This is a genomic window from Dysgonomonas sp. GY75 (assembly GCF_015234155.1).
GTDB lineage: Bacteria > Bacteroidota > Bacteroidia > Bacteroidales > Dysgonomonadaceae > Dysgonomonas > Dysgonomonas gadei.
Genome location: NZ_JADCLQ010000002.1, coordinates 81,154 through 99,276, shown reverse-complemented (window position 1 = coordinate 99,276; position 18,123 = coordinate 81,154). Strand labels below are relative to the sequence as shown.

The window sequence follows — 18,123 nt, the reverse complement described above, 5'->3', positions numbered from 1 at the left end:
CCTTTTTAAGAAAGGTACTACACTCTTAAATGATGTTGTTGTTTTAAGATATACTCAGTTTACGGGAGTACGTACAGGGTTAGAGTTGAAATATACTGTTAACTGTTACCTGCTCACTGTTCACTGACCAAGAGAAACCAAGAAGCTGTATAATCAGTTTCAGGCAATTTGCCAGTCCTATAGCTCAGTTGGTTAGAGCGCTACACTGATAATGTAGAGGTCGGCAGTTCAACTCTGCCTGGGACTACCAAAAAAGTACGACAAAGTACGACAGGATACGACAAAAGCGTGTAAATTAGAGATTTACGCGCTTTTTTTGTGTTTAAAAAGTAGCTGCCGGATACCCTGAAAACATCAACTTACTCCTTAGTAGCGTTACCAAAGTGTTACAGGCTTTTGCAGGACTTATTCCTGTAACGGTTTTCTTTAAGTAGCTGAATTGTAGCTGTCTATCTCTGTTTTTGGCTCCATCCCCGGATGTACAAAATAATATCTTTACCTGTTAAATTAAAAATTGGAAGATTATGAAAAAGAGTACATTCAGGGTTTCCTTTTATCTGAGGGGCAACCATGTGAACAAGAGCGGCCAGTCAGGCATCATGATCCGTATCAGCCTTGACGGAGAGATGAAACAGTTTTATTCGAAGGTGGATATCAACGGTGATTTGTGGGATGTAAAGGGAAACTGTGCGAAAGGTAACAGCCATGCGGCCCGTGAGGTAAATAAGCAGCTGGAGGATATCCGTTATGTGTTGCAGCGGCATTACCGTGACCTGTTCGGCAAGTTCGGGCGTGTGGGTGTCGAGCAGTTGAAATGCGCTTACCTTGGCGCTACGGACGATGGGGATATGCTGCTTCGCCTGTACGATAAGAAAATAGGCCAGAAGGCCATCCTTGTCGGCCATACGATCGGTGAGCGCACGTTAGGCAAGTACAGGAACGCGAAGGAGGTGCTGTCGGGCTTTATAAAGAAGCAGTACGGCCTGGACGATTACCCGGTCTCTTCGGTTGATTACGGCTTTATCAGCAGCCTTGACCTGTATTACCGGGGCACCTGCAAGTACTGCCATAACTATGTGATCAAACACCTGCGCTACCTGAAGCAGGTTGTATCGGACGCGTATAAGAACCGTCTGATCTGCTCGGACCCTTTTATGGATTATAGGCTCAGCCAGGAGCCTGTGGGCAAGGACTACCTGATCGAGCCTGAGATCATCAAATTGCTTGACTGGAATTTCGAGACCAAGCACCTGGAGCGTGTGCGTGACATGTTTATGTTCTGCGCGTTTACGGGCCTGGCCTACATCGACGCCTACAGCCTGACCAGGCGACATATCGTCGAGGACGCTTCGGGCAGCCGTTGGATACAGGTAAACAGGACGAAATCGTCCGTCCAGGCTAATATCCCGTTACTGGAAATCCCTTCTGCTATTCTTGATAAGTACAAGGGCCTTGACCCTGAGAAACTGCTACCCCTTGACACGAACCAGCGTATGAATATGTACCTGAAGGAGATATCGAAAATCTGCAACATCAACAAGAAGCTCTCAACGCACGTGGCCAGGCACACGTTTGCAACGCTTATGCTGACCAAAGGCATTTCCATCGAGAGCGTATCGAAGATGCTGGGCCATACGAATATCACCACCACGCAGATCTATGCGAAGATCCTGAACCAGAAGGTGGGTGATGAAGTCAGCCGTGTCAAGGCCAGCCTTGACGGGCTGGGCGATTATTACCGGCAAAGAAGGAATTAAACATGGAACTGCCTGGAAGCGTAAAAGCTGCCCCAAGATTGGGGCAGCTTTCCTATTTAGCAGAGTCTTTATCCTACCTTATTTTCTCGTACAGCTGGCTTTTTTTTGAATATTTTTGCAGATTCTTTTTCAATCCCCTGTCCTACACCTTTTGCTTTCCCCCCTTGTTTTGTACTCCGGCTTCCAGCCTTTTGCCGGGCAGGATCTTCGGGATATCGCAGTATTCGAGGCTGTTGCTTATCCTGTTGTGGCGCAGGTGTACCTTCCTGGGAATGCTGGTCCCGGCTACGGTATAGTCTATTTCCACATTCCTGCCGCCATACAGCTCCCTGATCTGGGCTAAGGCCAGTTGCGGCTCCTGCTTCTTTACCGCCATAGCGAACCTGTATATATTCATGTCGCTGCCTGCGGAAACAGATGCCGGCACGTGTACGGCCAGGGCCGGGTCTTTGCAGACGGCCTCCAGGCAGGCCTCCGGTGTTTTCATCTCCCCGGGTATATATTGCAGCATCCGCCCGTCTGCTTTGAGGGCCTGCTTATAAAAATCAGGTGTCCTGACTTCCTGCGGTATCAACCCCAGGCAGTTTATGTCCCGTTTGACAGCTTCCAGGGCGATTTCGCGGTCGATGGTTTCCTTGCGGGAGGTCGACAATATACTGCGGACGTCATAGGTTTGGGCGGCCTCCTTTAAAATATCCAGGCAAATAGCGGGGTAAGGAATATATCTTGCTATCCTGAAACCTTCATATTCGAGGTCCATGGCCTGCCTTGCCGCCGGATAACACAACGCTTCCGTCTTTTTATCCTCCGGTACGAACCGCAAGGCCCAGCATTCGTTTTCAATAGCCCTTTCAAATAATTCCTCCGAATGGAATTTTTCCGGCACGAATTCCAAAGCCATCCCGTCGTTACTGACAGCGCTCATGCATATTTCTTTGGTAATAAGCTCATTGGGAATAATTTCCAAAGATTTGCCGTCGATAGAGGCCATCGTTTCGGCTATCCTTTGGTTGATTGCGGAAACAGGCACATATCCTATATTGTTATAATCGGCTTTAATTGCGGCAAGGATCACGGCCTCTGTTTTACGATGTGTAGGTAATCCGGAAAAATGACCGGTCATGCGAAAATCTTCTTCGACCAGCCGGATATCCCTTTCATGTTGTTTTACCAGATCCGTTAACTTAAAGGTTTGAATGCTTTTGCCCGGGTCTATTTCCAGTTCTTTCATCGCCTCCTTTCCGGTTATGTTTTCAGGACCGTATATTTTGTGCTCTACCACCAACAGTTTGTTTACCGGCCAGGGATAATTCGCCAGCCCTTCCAGTTCATCTTTATAGATCAGCCCTAAACTATAACACTGGTTGGCAAATTCAGGACGCGGCATATCCTTATCTGTCTCCAGCCAATAATAATCGGGGTATTTAAATTGAATCGAGCGGTCTAATTCATAAGACGGTATTTTGTCTTCCGGGGGCAGCCCCAGTATCTTCAATATTTCATCGGGAGGTATATCTTTGAGACTCTCCGGTTTATTACCTGACAGTCCTGTCCATGCCCATGCTTTCTTATTGTAAACCAATAGCTTTACCCGGCCGGTCCCCTCTTGCTTCAACTTATCGAAATATTCGTTTTCATCAAATACGGGCTTGATTCCCAGCCTGCGGAATAAACGGAAAGGCGATTGTATATCCCCCCGGTTAAGCATCAAAAAGTAGGCTGTATCCTTGTTTTTATGTTCCATAACAGTAATTATTTAGTTATTAAACAGGTTTATACCATTTATCATTTTACATTTTCATTCTCTTCCCCGGCGTCACATCCTGCTGCCTCTCTTCGTATTTTACAGCCTTTTGGTCGCTATCGTAGTAATAATTAAGGGACATCTTTTCAGGATTATACTGAATCTGCACTTTCCTTGAAACCTGTGTTTCCGGCACCCTGTAGTCTATCTCCACCTTTTTGCCTTCGTAGAGGTCTTTGACCTGCTTAAAATCCAGCGTCACCTGCTCATCTACCAATAAACCGAAGCGGTATATATTCATCCCCATATCGCCTGATATGCGTTCCGGCACATGTTTTTTGAGAGCCTCATCCTGTTTGACAGCCATCAGGCATAGTTCCGGCGTCTTTTTATCTTCGGGCAGGATATCCGCCATCGCCTGCGGGAACTTATCTATCAGCGCCGCGCATACTTTATCTGTCATGGCCGGGTATGGTATCGCGTAGAGCGGTTCCATGCTTCCGGCTCCCGAGATAGCTTCCAGGCATATCTGTTCGCTTTTAAGCCGGAATGGTATTTCCGGCAGTAATGAAGCGTCGCGCCGTATTATCAGGGAAGCGAACGGCCCATCCATGACTTCTTTGGGTATATGGTTTATGATATCCCGTACCGGAATGTGTTTGAAATCGTTTTTAAGGGCGTCTGCTATAATATCCGGATAGGGAATACCCGCTAATATCATATAGCCGTCCCTGTCACCTGAGGCGGCTATAATCGCGTCCACGCATAAATCCTTTGTTTTATACCTGTCCGGCACCCCCGGTAAGAGGTATATGCCGGCATCGAAAGCTTTGAGGGCCATCGTTTCGGATTTAAACTTATCGGGTATATCCATGATGGCTTCCTGCTGCAGACTGAGGGCTTTTTCACAGACCTGCCTGTTTAAGACATTCTCCGGTAATGATTTCAGTATTTCCCCGGCGGTAAACGTCCTGTGGTATTTACCCATCAAAGCGATATGGGTGCTTGCCTCAGGGATGGCCCTGATTATATCCCTGAGGTATGCCGGGTCGTCTGTTTCCCTGCATGCGGCGGAATAAGCCGCATCGCATATGCGGGTCGTTTTCCACTCCCCCGGCAGGTGCATAAATGCTTCGCTGTCCCTGCGGACGGCCAGATAGCATACTTCACCGTCGAGCTTTTCCGCGGGGATATACCTGATGCTGCGCGGATTCGTTTCGATTATATCGCTGACAAATTTAGGGGAGAGCAGCCACGGGGGTATATCTTTTATATTCATGGGCTTGTGACTGAAGGCTTCGCGGCAGACCGGCAGTGTCCTGCGTTGGATGGGTATATAGCTTAATGCCCTGCTTTTGACCAGTTCCAAGTCTGCCTCCTGCCCGGCTAAAAGGTCTTTTATGTGGTAAGGCGCACCGGAGACCTGCGCTTCAAGGCCGAAGCCTTCCAACAGTTCGCGTCTGCGTCCTTCACAGTTGCAGGCATAAGCCCTGTTTTTGAATACTAAGAAGAGCGGTTCCCTCACGGCCAGGTCTTTTGCGTTATAATCGTATTCCAGGCCCAGCCGGCGGATCTGTTCCGGTACATCGTTCCTTTTTGTATCTGCCGTCATAAAATATGCCGGGGAAGATTCCTTTTCCAGCCGGGATAAATGGCCTTCGAGCTCACTCATCTTATAGACAGGTATCTGGCGGACGAGTATATCCTCCAGCCTGTCCGGTATTGGTGCCGGATATATATTTTTTCCGGAAACAAAAAAAGACCTGGCCTGTCCCTGCCCAATAATCCGTATGGCTTCCATGTGCAGCCTGTCGATACCTAAGCGGTCGAGCAGGCGTTCCATCTCCGGCGTTTCCAGGTCCCTGGCCAGATAGAAGTTCCCTGCTGTATTTATGTTTTCAATTTTATCCATGTCTCAAATAGGGTTTAAATATTCCGGGGGAGCTAACCTCCTCGGGGATATGGTTCATAATGTTGCTTCCTTATCCACTCCATCGCGGCAGGCGTATGCTGTCCGGGGCAGGAATAGAAGCAGTTATAGGGTATAATTACATACGATCCATTCCTCCTGTACCCTTCCGGCTTTAGCGGCTATCAGGGGATGTTTGACCGGATGTATTGCCCATCCGGAACAATTGGCGGCACTGCGTACCGTTTCATTTGAATATGTTGTCAGCATAAATTTCCCTTGCAGCGTATTACAGAGTTCCAGCAACCGGGAAAGTTCCTGCCCGGAGAACATTCCCGCGTAATGGCCCATTCCGGTACCCGCATAAGGCGGGTCCAGGAAGAAGAATGTACCGGGCGTATCATAACGCCTGATAATATTGAAGGCGTCGTCACATTCGATGGTTGCCTTTTCCAGGAGCCATACCGGTTCATCGCAGAATGCCAGTTTGGCATTGACCAACTTCCGGGGATTCTTGCTTTTTGTTTTTTCGAAGCCGAAGGCCTGCCCCAGTTTCCAGGCGAAGCTCACTTTTGATAGCAGCCAGAGGGCTGCCGCCCTTTGGACGGGAGTGAGGAACAGGGGGTTGCGGTAGATATAGCACGCATGGTCGAATTGCGCGCGGCTGTGCAGTACCGGGGCTATCTCCCTTCCCAGTTCTGCGGGCCGCTCTTTTGCCACCCTGTAGAAATTGATCAGCTCCCCGTTCAGGTCGTTGATGACATTGATGGGGGCCGGCTCTTTATCGAACAATACGGCGTCCCCACCCGCGAAGGGCTCGTAATAGAGGTTATGGGCGGGTACCAGCGGCCTGATATGCCTGAGCATATACTGCTTGCCCCCGTAATAGGTTATGGGTGTTTTCATCGGGTCTTTTTCATTTATTTACTGGCGGTTCCCCTTACCCAATCTCTTCGCCCCATAATTCGGTATCGGCGGGCGCTTTTCGCAAGGATATGGCTATCCATACCCATGTTATGGCCTGGTAAGCCGCTAAAACATAATATATCGCGTTCATATGTATATCGCTTTAATAATCAGACAATAATATTTTTATCACATAACAGGAGATCCTGGAATACGTCAATCATCCTTCTCTTCTTTTGAGTCATAATTAAAAGAGAAGCTCAAAGCATAGCTATTCCCAAAATTATCCTCGAATACGATATCGATGTTGTTCTGCTCGTCCGAGGCGGCTGTAAAGTACAACCGGAAGGTTTCCCTGTCCAGGTTATAGTAATCGTTGGGCAGGAAGACGGTCCCATCGTCAAGCATCAGGGTCCCCCGCCCGTCAGGCTGGAAGTAGCGCAGTTTATAGGCAGCCTTTTGGTAATAGCCGCTGCGTTCTATCCGGCAGCGTATTTCGGCGGTCTCGCCTACTTTGAGTTTCTTGGGTACCGGAAGATGGGTAACCTTGAATTCATAAGATTGCTTAATATCCAGATGGTCGCTACAGGCACATACGATACAAGCCAGCAGTATCGTGTAGATTAAATAGGATGCGAATTTTTTCATTTTCTTTTTGGTTTTAGTTGTTAATCGGATTGATAACTTTTTATTTCCCCCTGGGTCCTTTTCCTTTTTTGCCCTGTTCAAAGGCGAATACTGTTTTAAATTCCGTATCGAAAGCCACTGCCGCCTCGAAGGATTTTCCCGTCCTGCTTCTTGTAAATCCTTTTATGACAGGCGTTTTCCCTTTTTCCAGCAGGGCGGTGAGCTGCGCGTCGGTCAGTTCCTTTCCCGCGATGCTACGGAACACCGTCAGCCCGCAGCTTTCATTGCTGCACTTGGCCACTTTTTGAAAAAACACAACCTTTCCGCTTTTGCATCTGGGACAGCTGCAGCCGGAACGCCCGTCCTTGCGTTCAAAAGCAATCCCCAGCAGTTCGGTTGTGATCTGCGAGGCATACACCTCTATCGAGCGGTGGAATGTGGCGGCATCCATTTGTCCTGTGGCGATCTTATTGAGCGCCAGTTCCCACGCCCCTGTCATGGCGGGGTCGGCGATCTTCTTGTCTTTGACAGCCTGATATACAGCCAGCCCTTTTTCGGTGGGCACGAGCGCCTTTTTCTCCCGGCGGACATATTTCCGCGCCAAGAGGGTTTCGATAATGGCCGCGCGTGTGGCGGGCGTTCCGATACCCGAATCTTTCATCGCTTCGCGTTCCTGTTCGCCTACGCATTCCTTGCCCGCGCCTTCCATGGCCGAAAGCAGCGAGGCCTCCGTATGTACCGGGCGGGGCTTGGTTTGCTTCTGCTGCATTTCGATTTCCCGGACAGGCAACACATCGCCTTCGCAGAGGGCAGGTAAGGCGGCCGTCTCTTCATCGTGGTCAGCCTCTTCGCTGGCATTGAAGACTCCGCGCCATCCGGGAACAAGCGTAACGCTACCCCGTGCGGCAAAATGTACGCCGCCCCCATCCAGTGTTATAAGGGTGTTCTCTTTGACGCATTCCGGGGAGAACGCTTCGAGCATACGCCCGGCTACCATATCATAGATGATACGTTCATCACCGGTTAATCCGCCTGCACCCTCACCCGTGATGATCAAAGCATGATGGTCCATCACTTTTTTATTGTCCACGCTGCAGGCGTTCAGGATGATCTTTTCCATACCACCGGCATATTCCCCGAAACGGGGGTGCGCTTTCAGGGCGGCTACCAGCCCGGGTATTTCCTCCATTACATCGGTGGGGATATAGCGGCTTGCGGTGCGGGGGTAGCTGATGGCACGCGCTTCGTATAACGCCTGGGCGATGCCCAACGTCTTATCCGCCGAAAATCCGTGCCTGCTGTTTGCCTCTTTCTGCAAACCGGTCAGGTCGTAGAGCAGGGGCGGTTCCTGCTTTACCTCCCTGCGCTCAACGCCTGTGACCTGTACCGTCCCTGCGCTGCGGACGCGCAGCATGTCTTCCTCCGCTGTGGCCTTTTCATTATATTTATTCGCCGATACGACAGCAAATGCCGTGGTATCCTTGACTGTATGGAGCTTCAGCCGGAAGTACGCCTGTGGGATGAAGTCCCTGTTTTCCATGTATCGGGAGCAGATCATCGCCAGGGTAGGGGTCTGTACCCGCCCCAGGGACCATACACCGCTGCCGGCGGCAACGGACAGGGACTGGGAGGCATTTACCCCTACCGTAAAATCAGCCTGTGAGCGGGCTTTGGCCGACAGGTAGAGGTTATCATAGTCGCTTCCCGGGCGGAGGTTCTGAAAACCCTCACGGATAGCCTTATCGGTCAGCGAACTGATCCACAGGCGCTCACAGGGCTTGTTACAGGCCAGGTAATTATAAATGTACCTGAATATCAGGCATCCTTCGCGGCTCGCATCGCAGCAGTTGATTATCCGGTCGGCCCGGCTGAACAACTCCCTGATTATTTTGAGCTGCTTCATCGCCCCGGGATCATTCTTATACTCCTTGCCCTCTTTTACCTGGCGGGGCATCAGTATAAACTCCTCCGGCAGGATGGGCAGGTTTTCGCGTTTGAATCCTGTAAATCCGTATGCTTCGGGCATAGCCAGCCCGACCAGGTGGCCCAGGGCCCATGTGACGGCGTAGCCGCCGCCTTCGAAGTATCCTTCTTTTTTTGTTGTGGCGCCCAAAATGGCTGCGATACTTTTAGCCACATTGGGTTTTTCCGCCAATACTACCTTCATAACATGTTCAGTTTTTATGTTTATAATTATTACACCTGATTGTTACACCGTCCTGTACGGTAGGGGATGCCTAATTGATTATAATTTTTAGCCCTACGCTGAATTGGAAGTGAAAATCAGAGATGGAAGAGGACGGCAGGTACCGCTCCCTTGCTCCAACCAGTAATATAAACCTGTCGCTCAGGTAAGTCTCTGCTTCGAGTGTCAGCGCCCCGCCATACAGGAAACTATCCTTTCCGGTGAGCGTCGCCCCGTCAGGGAGCATTTCTTTTCCCCGATTGATTGTTTCATAGCCTCCCATCAGGGATGTCCCCAGCGACAGGAAGAATGCTTTTGACCTGTCGGACAGGAACCTGAAGTAATGCCCGGCTTCCCCGGTGAATTGCGATACCGGGATATCCATCTCTTCATAGCGGTGGTTCTTCTGTAAATATTCCGCGCCGAATACCCAGCGGTTCCCGCTTTTGGTATAGGTGGCCATGGCCGCCCCGAAGACGAATGCCTGCCCGTGCTGCCTGCTTAGCTTAAACCCGTCGACGGCCCCTGCTGTGGCCTGTATGCCCTTCATCCCGGGCAGGTAACGCTGCGCATATGCCTGCCCGCAAAGGGTAAGGCCCAGTGCCAGTAAGCTCACTGATATTATCCTGTTCATCATTTTTATTTTTTTTGTTTGTCAATAGAAAGGCCCGCGCCCTTATTTTACTTTCAGTTCATTAATGCGTTCGGCCCTTACCAGGTCTGCATTTTCAATGACCAGGGAGTGGTTCCGCCCCCCGTTCTGTTCATAAAGGTCGATAACCAGTTGCTTATCGTCGGGTATGGTGATCCTGCCGATGGCAAAGACGGTACGTCCGGCGGTTTGCCCTTCCACCCTTGTAACATAATTATAGGCCCTGACAGGGACGATGAGCGTTTCCTGCACAGCGGTGCGTTTGAGTATTTTCTTATCGACGATCTTAAAGCGTATAAAGTCGATGTCGTAAGGCAGGTTGGTGGTGTTCCCGATCTGCGTATGCAGGTACAACAGCCCGTCGTAGACGTATATCCCCTTGAGCAGGAACTGTATGCCGAATTTTTTGCTGCCGATATGCTTGTAGATACGCTTGTCATTGTCATAGACGGATTTCATGATCAGCCTGGCCAGCTTAGGGGTCTCTTTGCCCAGTTCATTCAAATAGATATCCAGTGAATTATTGGGGCGGTTGACTGCCTGTCCGTCATGTATAAAATCTTTCATCTCGATATTCAGCTTTTGGGGTTCGTCCGCGTATTTGACATTGAACGAATAAAAGTTCCCTTCGTCCGTAACGACTGAAAAATTCGTTTCGGGGGAAAAGTCGCGTACGGCAGCCTTCACCCGCAGGATATTGCCGACCCCGTCGGCTTTGCCGGCTACGATATTGGCCGATCCCAGGTCCACATAGACCACCGGGGCGGGGAATATCAGGTGCACGGTCTTGTCGAAGGTCACCTCTATCCCATGGGGCGGTATCACGCGGTCATACATGATCTTGCGCGTCAGCCCGTAATATAAGTCACCGGAGGAGGGGCTGCTGCCTTGTCCGTGCTCCCCCGCTTGGGGTGATTCCTGTACGGCAGGGAGATCCCCTTGCGTATGCTGGGCAAAAGCCGTTATGGCTAATGCCGAAAGTAACAATGTGATAATCAGATTTTTCATATGTTTCCTGTTTTTTAATTATTAAACGATAGGTTATTTGTAATAAAAGGGGATTATTGTTTTTCAGGGTAAAGCAGCAGCTTATGGCCTGCCTTCAGGTTTATTTTCACCAACCTTATCTTCTTTGCAAAATACTGTGAAGCGCCCTGTATGACGCCCTTTGTAAGGTCGGATGCGATCTGTGCGCTGGCGCTCTGTGTCATGGTAAAGCTGGTTCCCATTGCATTTCCCATATTGGCAGCCACCTCCTTAAGGGCGTCCAGTTCCATGGATGCCGGCACATATACCCCTTTTGTGCCGTCGGTGTCGTAAACGGACATCTTTACCGGGTAGATCACCCCCTGGTATTCGATGGAAGATACGGACAGGGCGAGGCGTTCCCCCTGTAAATTGGCTCCGGCTGTGATAATGGCGTTTACCGGTACGGTAACGTTATCGACAATAACCGGTTCGAGCAGGCGGATAAACACGCTCTGGCCGCTGATGACCGTCTGGTCGCCGTGTACGCAGGCCTTGATGGTATTTCGCCCGGTTTCATTGTTGTTATTTCCCGGGGTGTTGAACCCGAAGTTACGCGGCTGGCCGTACATCCGCACCAGTTCACCGTCAGCATAATCCTGCCCCAGTGCCGATACGGTCCTGTCTGTTGTCCTTCCGACAGGTGATATCTTGACTTTATCGCCCGTATCGCCGGTATTGGCTGCCCTGCCGATCCTGTTTTTCATCTCCTGCGCGCTCAGTCCGTCGCTTTGCTGCTGCGGCATAGCCGCTTCGTCCGGATAACGGACGTTGCCTTCACCCTGGTATTGGGGTATATACCTGGCGGCCAGCTCATAAGATTTTTCCATCAGGGCGACCTGTTCATCCATCGCCGCCTGGCGGCTGTCCTTTTCCTGTAATTTTTTCTCCAGTTCCTGCAGGCGCCATTCCAGTGCCAGTATCTCCTGCTCGCGCTCATCGTTTTGCGGGGGCTGGTAGAATGTGCCCAGCGTCCGGTTGATGTCCCTGTAAGATGCTGCCGACGAATTGATGGCGGACTGCGCCTGTTCCTGGCGGGGCGTTTGCTGTTCCCCCTGCTGCAAGCCGGGGTTATCATCACTCCCGGGGTTGAGCATCGATGAATAATCCTGCAGGGATACCATTGTCTCCTGCTGCCGCTGCTTCATGTTTTCCATCTGGTATGCATCCCTTTTGTCCCCGATAATATCCCCTGCGGCGGGGTCGGGTATGCGGTCGTTATATCCTTGTGTCATGGCCTGCTTTTGTTTATCATCCGCCGAAGGGGCGAATATCATCCAGAGGCATCCCGCGAATGCGATACCCATCAGTGCGAATACCGCATATTTCTTAAGCGTTTGTTTGTTGTCCTTCATATTCCAGTAAGTTTTTCAATGCGTTACTAATATTGTCCTGTTCCTTTATCCGGTGTGTATCCGCCGGCAGGAGTTCCACGGGGCTGTCGGTAAAAGGCATGCCATATCCTGTTCCCGGTTCGGGATACTTTTCTTCCCGGCTTCTTCCGGCGGGCAGGAGGATATCGGCTGCTATCAATGCGATGGTGCATACCATCATCAGCAGTATCCATCCCCTTAGCCACCTGTTCTTATCAATAGCTTTCATCGCCTGCTCCTTTCCCTTTTATAGAATCACCGGCCATCCGGTTTCCCGGTTTGTCCAGTTGCGGCGGTGTGATGTGTCCGATGCCGGGTATATTCGTGTAACTGTCTCTGCCCAGGTTGTAAACCGCCCTGAAGACAATGTAGATATTAGCGGCGGTGCATACCAGCAGTACCGTCAGGATAGCTGCCAGTTTCTTTCCCGGGGTGATTTCCCCGCAGAGAGCCCTAAGCCTGTCTTCCAGGCGGTATGCCGCTTTCTTAATAAATTTTCTCATAAGGCTTCTTTCTTTTTTAGTGTTTTATTTTAGCGTTTTATGACGTGTATATCCCTGTTTTCCCTGACCTCGAAGGCTTCAATCAGGAACCCTTGGGGATTGGCGTCCGAGCGCGAGGAGTTCATCAGCCTGCATGTGGTCACCAGGCTGCGCTGGGTGATATTGCTTTCACGGATGATGGTCTGGCGGGCATAGGTCGTCACCGGGTAGGGATACCTCTCAAAGGTGCATACGATACTGTCCACCTGTATATTCTGGATGATATTCCCCGACAGCAGGCGGTTGTAGTATCCTTTCTCCGATAGGTCCTTATAGTAGTTGAATGCGCTTTTGTCGGCCAGTGCCAGCGCCCGGGATATGTTGCCTTCTATGGCCGATTTCTCCGGGGCCAGGGTAAAGAACAGCTCGTGGAAGCGGCGTACGTGCTCGCGTGCTTCCACAGGGCGGTTTTGGGACAAATCCTGCGAGAGTGCCAGCATCAGTGACTTCCCGTTGTCCAGTACATATATTTTCTGGCGCTGCTTTTCGGCGAAGTCATAGGCGCACCACACGCCGGCGATGGTTATCCCCGCGCATAAGCAGATGAATACGATGGCAAACAGGCGCAATTGCCTGAAGCTGGTCTCGATGTTCAGAAGTGATTTAAACTGCATTTTTTTTGTTTTTTAGTGGTACATAATCAATACACAATACTGTAGGGGCGTAGACCCGTTATCAGGAGCTCCCGTTTCCGCTTGTGCCTGACCTTCGCCCGCGTATGCCGGAAGCGATCGATTTGGCCCCGCTTTTGAGTTTTCCCCCGATGTAGCGTCCCCCGGCGGCGATTCCCCTGCCTGCCTGTCCGGCCATATTGCCTGCGGCGGCCCCTGCCATTCCCGCGGCGAAGGCCCCGCCTTTCATGCCCATGGCGTTCACACCCTTTGTCAGGGCGCCTCCTCCACCGGCCTGTATAATCCACCCGGCGATGGTCGGCACCGAGAAATAGCCGATAATGCCAATAATCATGATTATTATATAGACCGCGTCGGTGGAATCCATGATATATCCGGGATCCGCCTGCAGTCCTGCGATATCGTTTTTGATGACCTGCTCCTGTATACGCGCCAGTATGGCCCCGTAGAGGTCTGATACGGGCAGCCACAGGTAGATGGATATATAGCGCATCAGCCAGGCGGTCAGTGTGGACTGGAAGCCGTCCCATACGGCAAAAGCAAAGGCTACCGGCCCGAGTATGGACAAGATGATCAGGGAGAAGGTGCGCACCACGTCGATGGCCAGCCCGGCAGCCTGGAAAATAAGTTCCAGGATATTCATGATCAGTTGCTGTACCCATTTCTTAAACTCGTAGAGGGCCCATTCGGCATAAAGCCCGACCTTTCCCACGACATTGGTCACGCCCATCGTGCTGAGCTTCTGGTCGAAGGCGGCATCGCTGACCAGGTAGGCCGTTTCGGGGTTACGCAGCTTGGCTTCATATTCGACGCGGTCGCGCTGTTCGGCGTATTCCCGCATAGAGAGGGTTTGGTTTTCCATCATCTTGTGTGTGCCCTGTACAATGGGGCTCATCACATTGTTGATTGTTCCCAGCACGATGGTCGGGAAGAACATGATGCACAGGCCGATGGCCAGCGGTCGCAGCAGGGGGAATACGTCTATGGGTTCCGCCCTTGCCAGGGACTGCCATACACGGTAGGCTACATAGAAGAGGGCTCCCAGCCCGGCGATACCCTTGGCGATGCCGATCATATCCCCGCACATGGGCATCATCTGGTCATACAGGTTGCGTAATATCTGGTGTAAGTTGTCGAAGTTCATAATTACCAGTATTTATCGTTGCTATTTCCATAGAGGGCAATCACCCGGCGTGTTTCCCCTTTCTTTTTGGCCCTGAGGTAGGATACGCCGATATTCTTATTGGTGTAATACTGTACCAGGTTCCTGTATTCCAGGATGTCGCGGTAACACTGGTCCACCACATCCATGCGGTCTTTGTCCGACAGGGAGAGGGTGGAGATATTGACCACCGTCTTGAGTTGTTCCAGCACGGTGCCGCTCTCTTCGAGCAGGATGACATAGCCTTCGGCGATGGCGTTGAGCTCCTCGACGCTAAAGTTCGGGTCTGCCATCATCTTCTGGAAACTGTTCACATAGATATCGGAAATTTCACCTACCAGCAGGATGGTTTTTTGTACCCTGCGCGCGTCGCGTACAAGATTATTCACCGATTTAAGCGCGTCGTAGTATTGCTTCCCCTGTTCATATATTTTGACTGTTTCCTGGAAATTCTGCAACATCGACTGGGCCGTGGCTGAGGTCTGTACGATCTGCTTGGTAGTGTTTACGATTCCCTGCGCCAGGTTCGAGGGGTCGAAGACCGCCCATTGCGCGCTCATATTGGTTGTAAGGAGCAAAAAGCCCACCCACAACATAAAAACTTTGTGTTTCATGGAAGTTAAAATTTTTAAGTAAATAAAACTGTTTATATAGCCGGAACGGCTGTCCTGTCCGTTCCGGCTGTGGAATTAAATCCTGCTTTCCTGCTTACTGGAGGACCACATTCCCTACGGGTCCGTCCGTCCAGTCGGTTATCCCGAAGCCTGCTATTTGCAGCTCATGGCCTTTGAGCAGTACCTGGTAGGTATTTTTGGTGCCCTGCTTCCACTGCGTGCCTGCCGGCGCTTCCCATATATAGTCCCTGCCGTCGATGGTAAAGGTGACAAGTATCTCCCCGTCAGCCTTTGTCGTACCGGTAGGTATCAGCAGCAGTTTATGAAACGTCCCTTCATCTGTGGACTGGCTGCCGGGAATAATACCCAGGGATGTGCTGTTGAGCTGTATGGCCATATCCTGCCCGGAGTGATCCTTTACCTCTCCTGTGGCGATATTCAGTTTTGCACTATTATACACGACGGCTTTCCCCGGCGCGTTAGTGATGCGTATGCAGGTCAGGTCTCCTTTCCAGGGGTAATCCTGGCGGTAAAGGTTGAACTGCACCAGTGCCAGGGCATGGTTCATCATCAGGCGTACCTGCGGGTTGTCCCTGTTGACGGGTATATGCCCCTGTGTATGCGTCCCGTACATATAGTCGGTCAGCCCGCTGTGTATGGGCAGGGCGGTTCCGTCGGAGGCAATAGCTGTATAAGGGTAGAAAGCGAAAACCGTGGCATTGTGCCCGTAAAGGTTTACCGCCGGGGATTGTTCCCATTTGCCGCCTGTCAGTGTAGATGCTACACCCCGGGAGGCTTCGGATTCATAATCGTCCCCCAGGCTTCCCTTCGTGATAAACAGCCTTAGCTTGCTCCCTTCGGGGAAAACGGCTACCGGGCCGCTTTTAAGCGCTGCGACGGGGCTGTTGATCCCGGCTGTCATTTCGAGTTTCGTACCTGCGGCATTTTCCGCTGTATCCTGTTCGTCCTTGTCTGTACAGCTCCAAAGGAAGCAGGCTGCCAGGGATAATACTGAACATAAAATCACCAGTTTTTTCATAATCGTTCGTTTTAAAATTTAAAAAATCTGTTTTTTAGTTAATGGTTTTATTGAATAGTTAGAAAAACAAGGCTGTATGACAGGCTTTGGCGCCTTAGGCCCGCTTAACAGCATTGGCTCATTGTTAATAAATATCTATTGATGCCAGGGTAGTGTGACCGTTTCTTTTCCCCCATCCGTCCAGTCCTGTACCTGTACATCGGTGACCTCCAAAAGCCGTTCGCGCAGCTGCACCCTGTAGGTATAGCGCTTTGCGCTTTCCCAGGCTGTTCCTGCCGGCACCGGCCAGTGGTACTTGAATTCCCCGAAGCAGAAGTTAAAGAAGATATCCCCGTCAGACTTCACTTGCATGACAGGTACTACCATCAGGCTTATTTTTGTGTCATACCCGATAAAGGGATTTTCCATCTGCCGGCCGTAGATGATAGCCGGCTCGTGTATATTTTCTTCATAAGCCGGCTTTCCGGACAACAGGCTGATGGCTGCTCTGCTGTGGAGGCCTTCCCCCTCGATGGAGATAAAGTCTACCGGGCTGCCTGTAATCAGGGGGCCGGGTTCGAACTCGAACTCAATCAGTGCCAGGGCATGCCTCATGGCCAGGAATATGGACGGGTTCATGCGGTTTGCCGTATGCTTTCCGCTGTAGAGGTAATCCATGCCCGTAATGTGTTCGATCAGTAATTCATCCCCGGCGGATACGGCCGGGTAGCAGGCATAGATCCCGGTATCGTTTTCGGAAAGCGTCACCGGGCTGTCCAGCACCCAGCCGGAAGGGGTCAGGGTGACTTTGCGGTAGGGGTCGCCGCCGCTGCCCGGCAGGTAGAGCATAATCATATCCCCGGGTTCAAAATATGCTTTCGACGTGCCGTTTGCTCCATCCGCTGCTTTGGAGCCGAAGCCTATATCCGCTACGGATAGGGCCGTGTTTTGCTCCTGAACCGGATAGCCGTCCGTATCCGTACAGCCAGGCAATGCGGCTACAACGGACGCTGCCGCCATTATTAAGAATATATTCTTCTTCATAGTTAATATTTACTTGTTCGGGTGAATACTACATTGATATCTGCCGCTATACCGGAGGTTTTGACCGTTCTTGCCGCCGGAACCATTTCTACCTGATAGGTATACTTCATACCGGCTTGCCAGAGGGTACCGGCTTTTACAGGCCATATGTATATATGCCCGTCTATTTCAAACTCGAAGAACAGGTCTCCGTTCTCCCTGACAGGGCCTGTGGGTATGACCAGGATGCAGGCATACTGCTCCGGGCCGGCCTCAGGATCATAGAAATTCATATCGTAAGGCCTGATGGTGGCCTGGTCATAATATCCTTCCACGGGATCTACCTGCCCGCTTTCCAGGTCGAGGCTGCCCCTGCTATGCAACAGATGCACCCCTTCGGCGTTGCGTATGGCTATCCGTCCGACTGAGCAGTCATGCGGATAATCATTCCGGATAAACCGGAACCGCACCAAGGCCAGTGCATGCCTCATCAGTATATCCGCATAGGGTTGTTCACGGCTGACATATCCTCCGCTAACCAGTCCGTACATATAATCGGTTTGAGTGACGTGTTCAACATATACCGCTTTTTCGGATAAACGGGCATGCCCGCTATGGCGGTAAGGGTAATAGGCCATCAGGCGGAGCGGCTTGTCCGTCAGGAATACGGGTTCCGATAGCTGCCAGCCGTAATTGCTACGGGCGGCGAACACAAAGGGGGACCCGAAACGGTACTCATCCAGGTACAGGCCGATGGTATCGCCGTTTGCGAATCCGCCGTTTGTTCCGCTTGCCGTTTGCAATCCGCTATCTACAGCTACCGATTTCAGCTGCATTTGCGTATCCTTTTCCGGGATAGCGCTGCCCGGCGTATATTCATCCGTACAGCAGAAGAAAGCAAAAGCTGCCAGCCCCATACATGCTATCATTAAAATCTTTTTCATCTTTCTTGA

General features: G+C 51.1%; 17 protein-coding genes and 1 tRNA gene. 2 read left to right on the top strand and 16 right to left on the bottom strand.

Annotated elements, in window-relative coordinates:
* The first annotated feature begins 173 nt into the window (after nucleotides 1-173).
* Nucleotides 174-250 (top strand) — tRNA-Ile (locus IR083_RS01260).
* A gap of 274 nt (nucleotides 251-524) precedes the next feature.
* On the top strand, nucleotides 525-1,757 hold the full coding sequence (locus IR083_RS01255; RefSeq protein ID WP_194222940.1) for a site-specific integrase: 1,233 nt from the start codon (nucleotides 525-527) through the stop codon (nucleotides 1,755-1,757).
* 142 nt (nucleotides 1,758-1,899) lie between these two features.
* On the opposite strand, the gene IR083_RS01250 is transcribed toward IR083_RS01255, so the two are convergent.
* The 16 genes from IR083_RS01250 to IR083_RS01175 all read right to left on the bottom strand — a co-directional run bounded on the left by IR083_RS01250 (nucleotide 1,900) and on the right by IR083_RS01175 (nucleotide 18,114).
* Nucleotides 1,900-3,501: a DUF4116 domain-containing protein gene (locus IR083_RS01250; protein WP_194222939.1), complete on the bottom strand. Its 1,602-nt coding sequence runs from the start codon at nucleotides 3,499-3,501 to the stop codon at nucleotides 1,900-1,902.
* 46 nt (nucleotides 3,502-3,547) lie between these two features.
* Nucleotides 3,548-5,413 carry a hypothetical protein gene (locus tag IR083_RS01245; protein ID WP_194222938.1) on the bottom strand — a complete coding sequence of 622 codons (1,866 nt, stop codon included), beginning with the start codon at nucleotides 5,411-5,413 and terminating at the stop codon, nucleotides 3,548-3,550.
* Nucleotides 5,414-5,536: 123 nt separating this feature from the next.
* Nucleotides 5,537-6,316, bottom strand: a complete 780-nt coding sequence (locus IR083_RS01240) for a DNA adenine methylase (protein WP_194222937.1) — start codon at nucleotides 6,314-6,316, stop codon at nucleotides 5,537-5,539.
* A gap of 216 nt (nucleotides 6,317-6,532) precedes the next feature.
* On the bottom strand, nucleotides 6,533-6,964 hold the full coding sequence (locus tag IR083_RS01235) for a DUF3872 domain-containing protein (protein ID WP_194222936.1): 432 nt from the start codon (nucleotides 6,962-6,964) through the stop codon (nucleotides 6,533-6,535).
* 40 nt (nucleotides 6,965-7,004) lie between these two features.
* Nucleotides 7,005-9,110 carry a type IA DNA topoisomerase gene (locus IR083_RS01230; RefSeq protein WP_194222935.1) on the bottom strand — a complete coding sequence of 702 codons (2,106 nt, stop codon included), beginning with the start codon at nucleotides 9,108-9,110 and terminating at the stop codon, nucleotides 7,005-7,007.
* A gap of 70 nt (nucleotides 9,111-9,180) precedes the next feature.
* Nucleotides 9,181-9,762: a conjugal transfer protein TraO gene (locus IR083_RS01225; protein ID WP_194222943.1), complete on the bottom strand. Its 582-nt coding sequence runs from the start codon at nucleotides 9,760-9,762 to the stop codon at nucleotides 9,181-9,183.
* Between the two features lie 42 nt (nucleotides 9,763-9,804).
* On the bottom strand, nucleotides 9,805-10,788 hold the full coding sequence (traN, locus tag IR083_RS01220) for a conjugative transposon protein TraN (RefSeq protein ID WP_194222934.1): 984 nt from the start codon (nucleotides 10,786-10,788) through the stop codon (nucleotides 9,805-9,807).
* A gap of 53 nt (nucleotides 10,789-10,841) precedes the next feature.
* Nucleotides 10,842-12,113 carry a conjugative transposon protein TraM gene (traM, locus tag IR083_RS01215; protein ID WP_194222933.1) on the bottom strand — a complete coding sequence of 424 codons (1,272 nt, stop codon included), beginning with the start codon at nucleotides 12,111-12,113 and terminating at the stop codon, nucleotides 10,842-10,844.
* 22 nt (nucleotides 12,114-12,135) lie between these two features.
* Nucleotides 12,136-12,408 carry a hypothetical protein gene (locus IR083_RS01210; RefSeq protein WP_194222932.1) on the bottom strand — a complete coding sequence of 91 codons (273 nt, stop codon included), beginning with the start codon at nucleotides 12,406-12,408 and terminating at the stop codon, nucleotides 12,136-12,138.
* A complete protein-coding gene (locus tag IR083_RS01205; RefSeq protein WP_194222931.1) occupies nucleotides 12,395-12,682 on the bottom strand; it encodes a TraL conjugative transposon family protein in 288 nt (95 codons plus the stop codon). The genes IR083_RS01210 and IR083_RS01205 overlap by 14 nt, the downstream gene beginning before the upstream one ends.
* 29 nt (nucleotides 12,683-12,711) lie before the next feature.
* A complete protein-coding gene (gene traK, locus IR083_RS01200; RefSeq protein ID WP_194222930.1) occupies nucleotides 12,712-13,335 on the bottom strand; it encodes a conjugative transposon protein TraK in 624 nt (207 codons plus the stop codon).
* Nucleotides 13,336-13,396: 61 nt separating this feature from the next.
* The gene (traJ, locus tag IR083_RS01195; protein WP_194222929.1) at nucleotides 13,397-14,497 is read right to left on the bottom strand and encodes a conjugative transposon protein TraJ; all 1,101 of its coding nucleotides are present in this window, start codon (nucleotides 14,495-14,497) and stop codon (nucleotides 13,397-13,399) included.
* A 2-nt stretch (nucleotides 14,498-14,499) separates the two neighbouring features.
* Complete coding sequence (locus IR083_RS01190) at nucleotides 14,500-15,129, bottom strand: DUF4141 domain-containing protein (protein WP_194222928.1); 630 nt, start codon at nucleotides 15,127-15,129, stop codon at nucleotides 14,500-14,502.
* A gap of 94 nt (nucleotides 15,130-15,223) precedes the next feature.
* Nucleotides 15,224-16,168, bottom strand: coding sequence for a fimbrillin family protein (locus IR083_RS01185; protein ID WP_194222927.1), 945 nt, complete (start codon nucleotides 16,166-16,168; stop codon nucleotides 15,224-15,226).
* Between the two features lie 135 nt (nucleotides 16,169-16,303).
* Nucleotides 16,304-17,167 (bottom strand): fimbrillin family protein, encoded by an 864-nt coding sequence (locus IR083_RS01180; RefSeq protein ID WP_262893141.1) that lies wholly within the window; start codon nucleotides 17,165-17,167, stop codon nucleotides 16,304-16,306.
* A 26-nt stretch (nucleotides 17,168-17,193) separates the two neighbouring features.
* On the bottom strand, nucleotides 17,194-18,114 hold the full coding sequence (locus tag IR083_RS01175; protein ID WP_194222925.1) for a fimbrillin family protein: 921 nt from the start codon (nucleotides 18,112-18,114) through the stop codon (nucleotides 17,194-17,196).
* Between the last annotated feature and the right edge of the window lie 9 nt (nucleotides 18,115-18,123).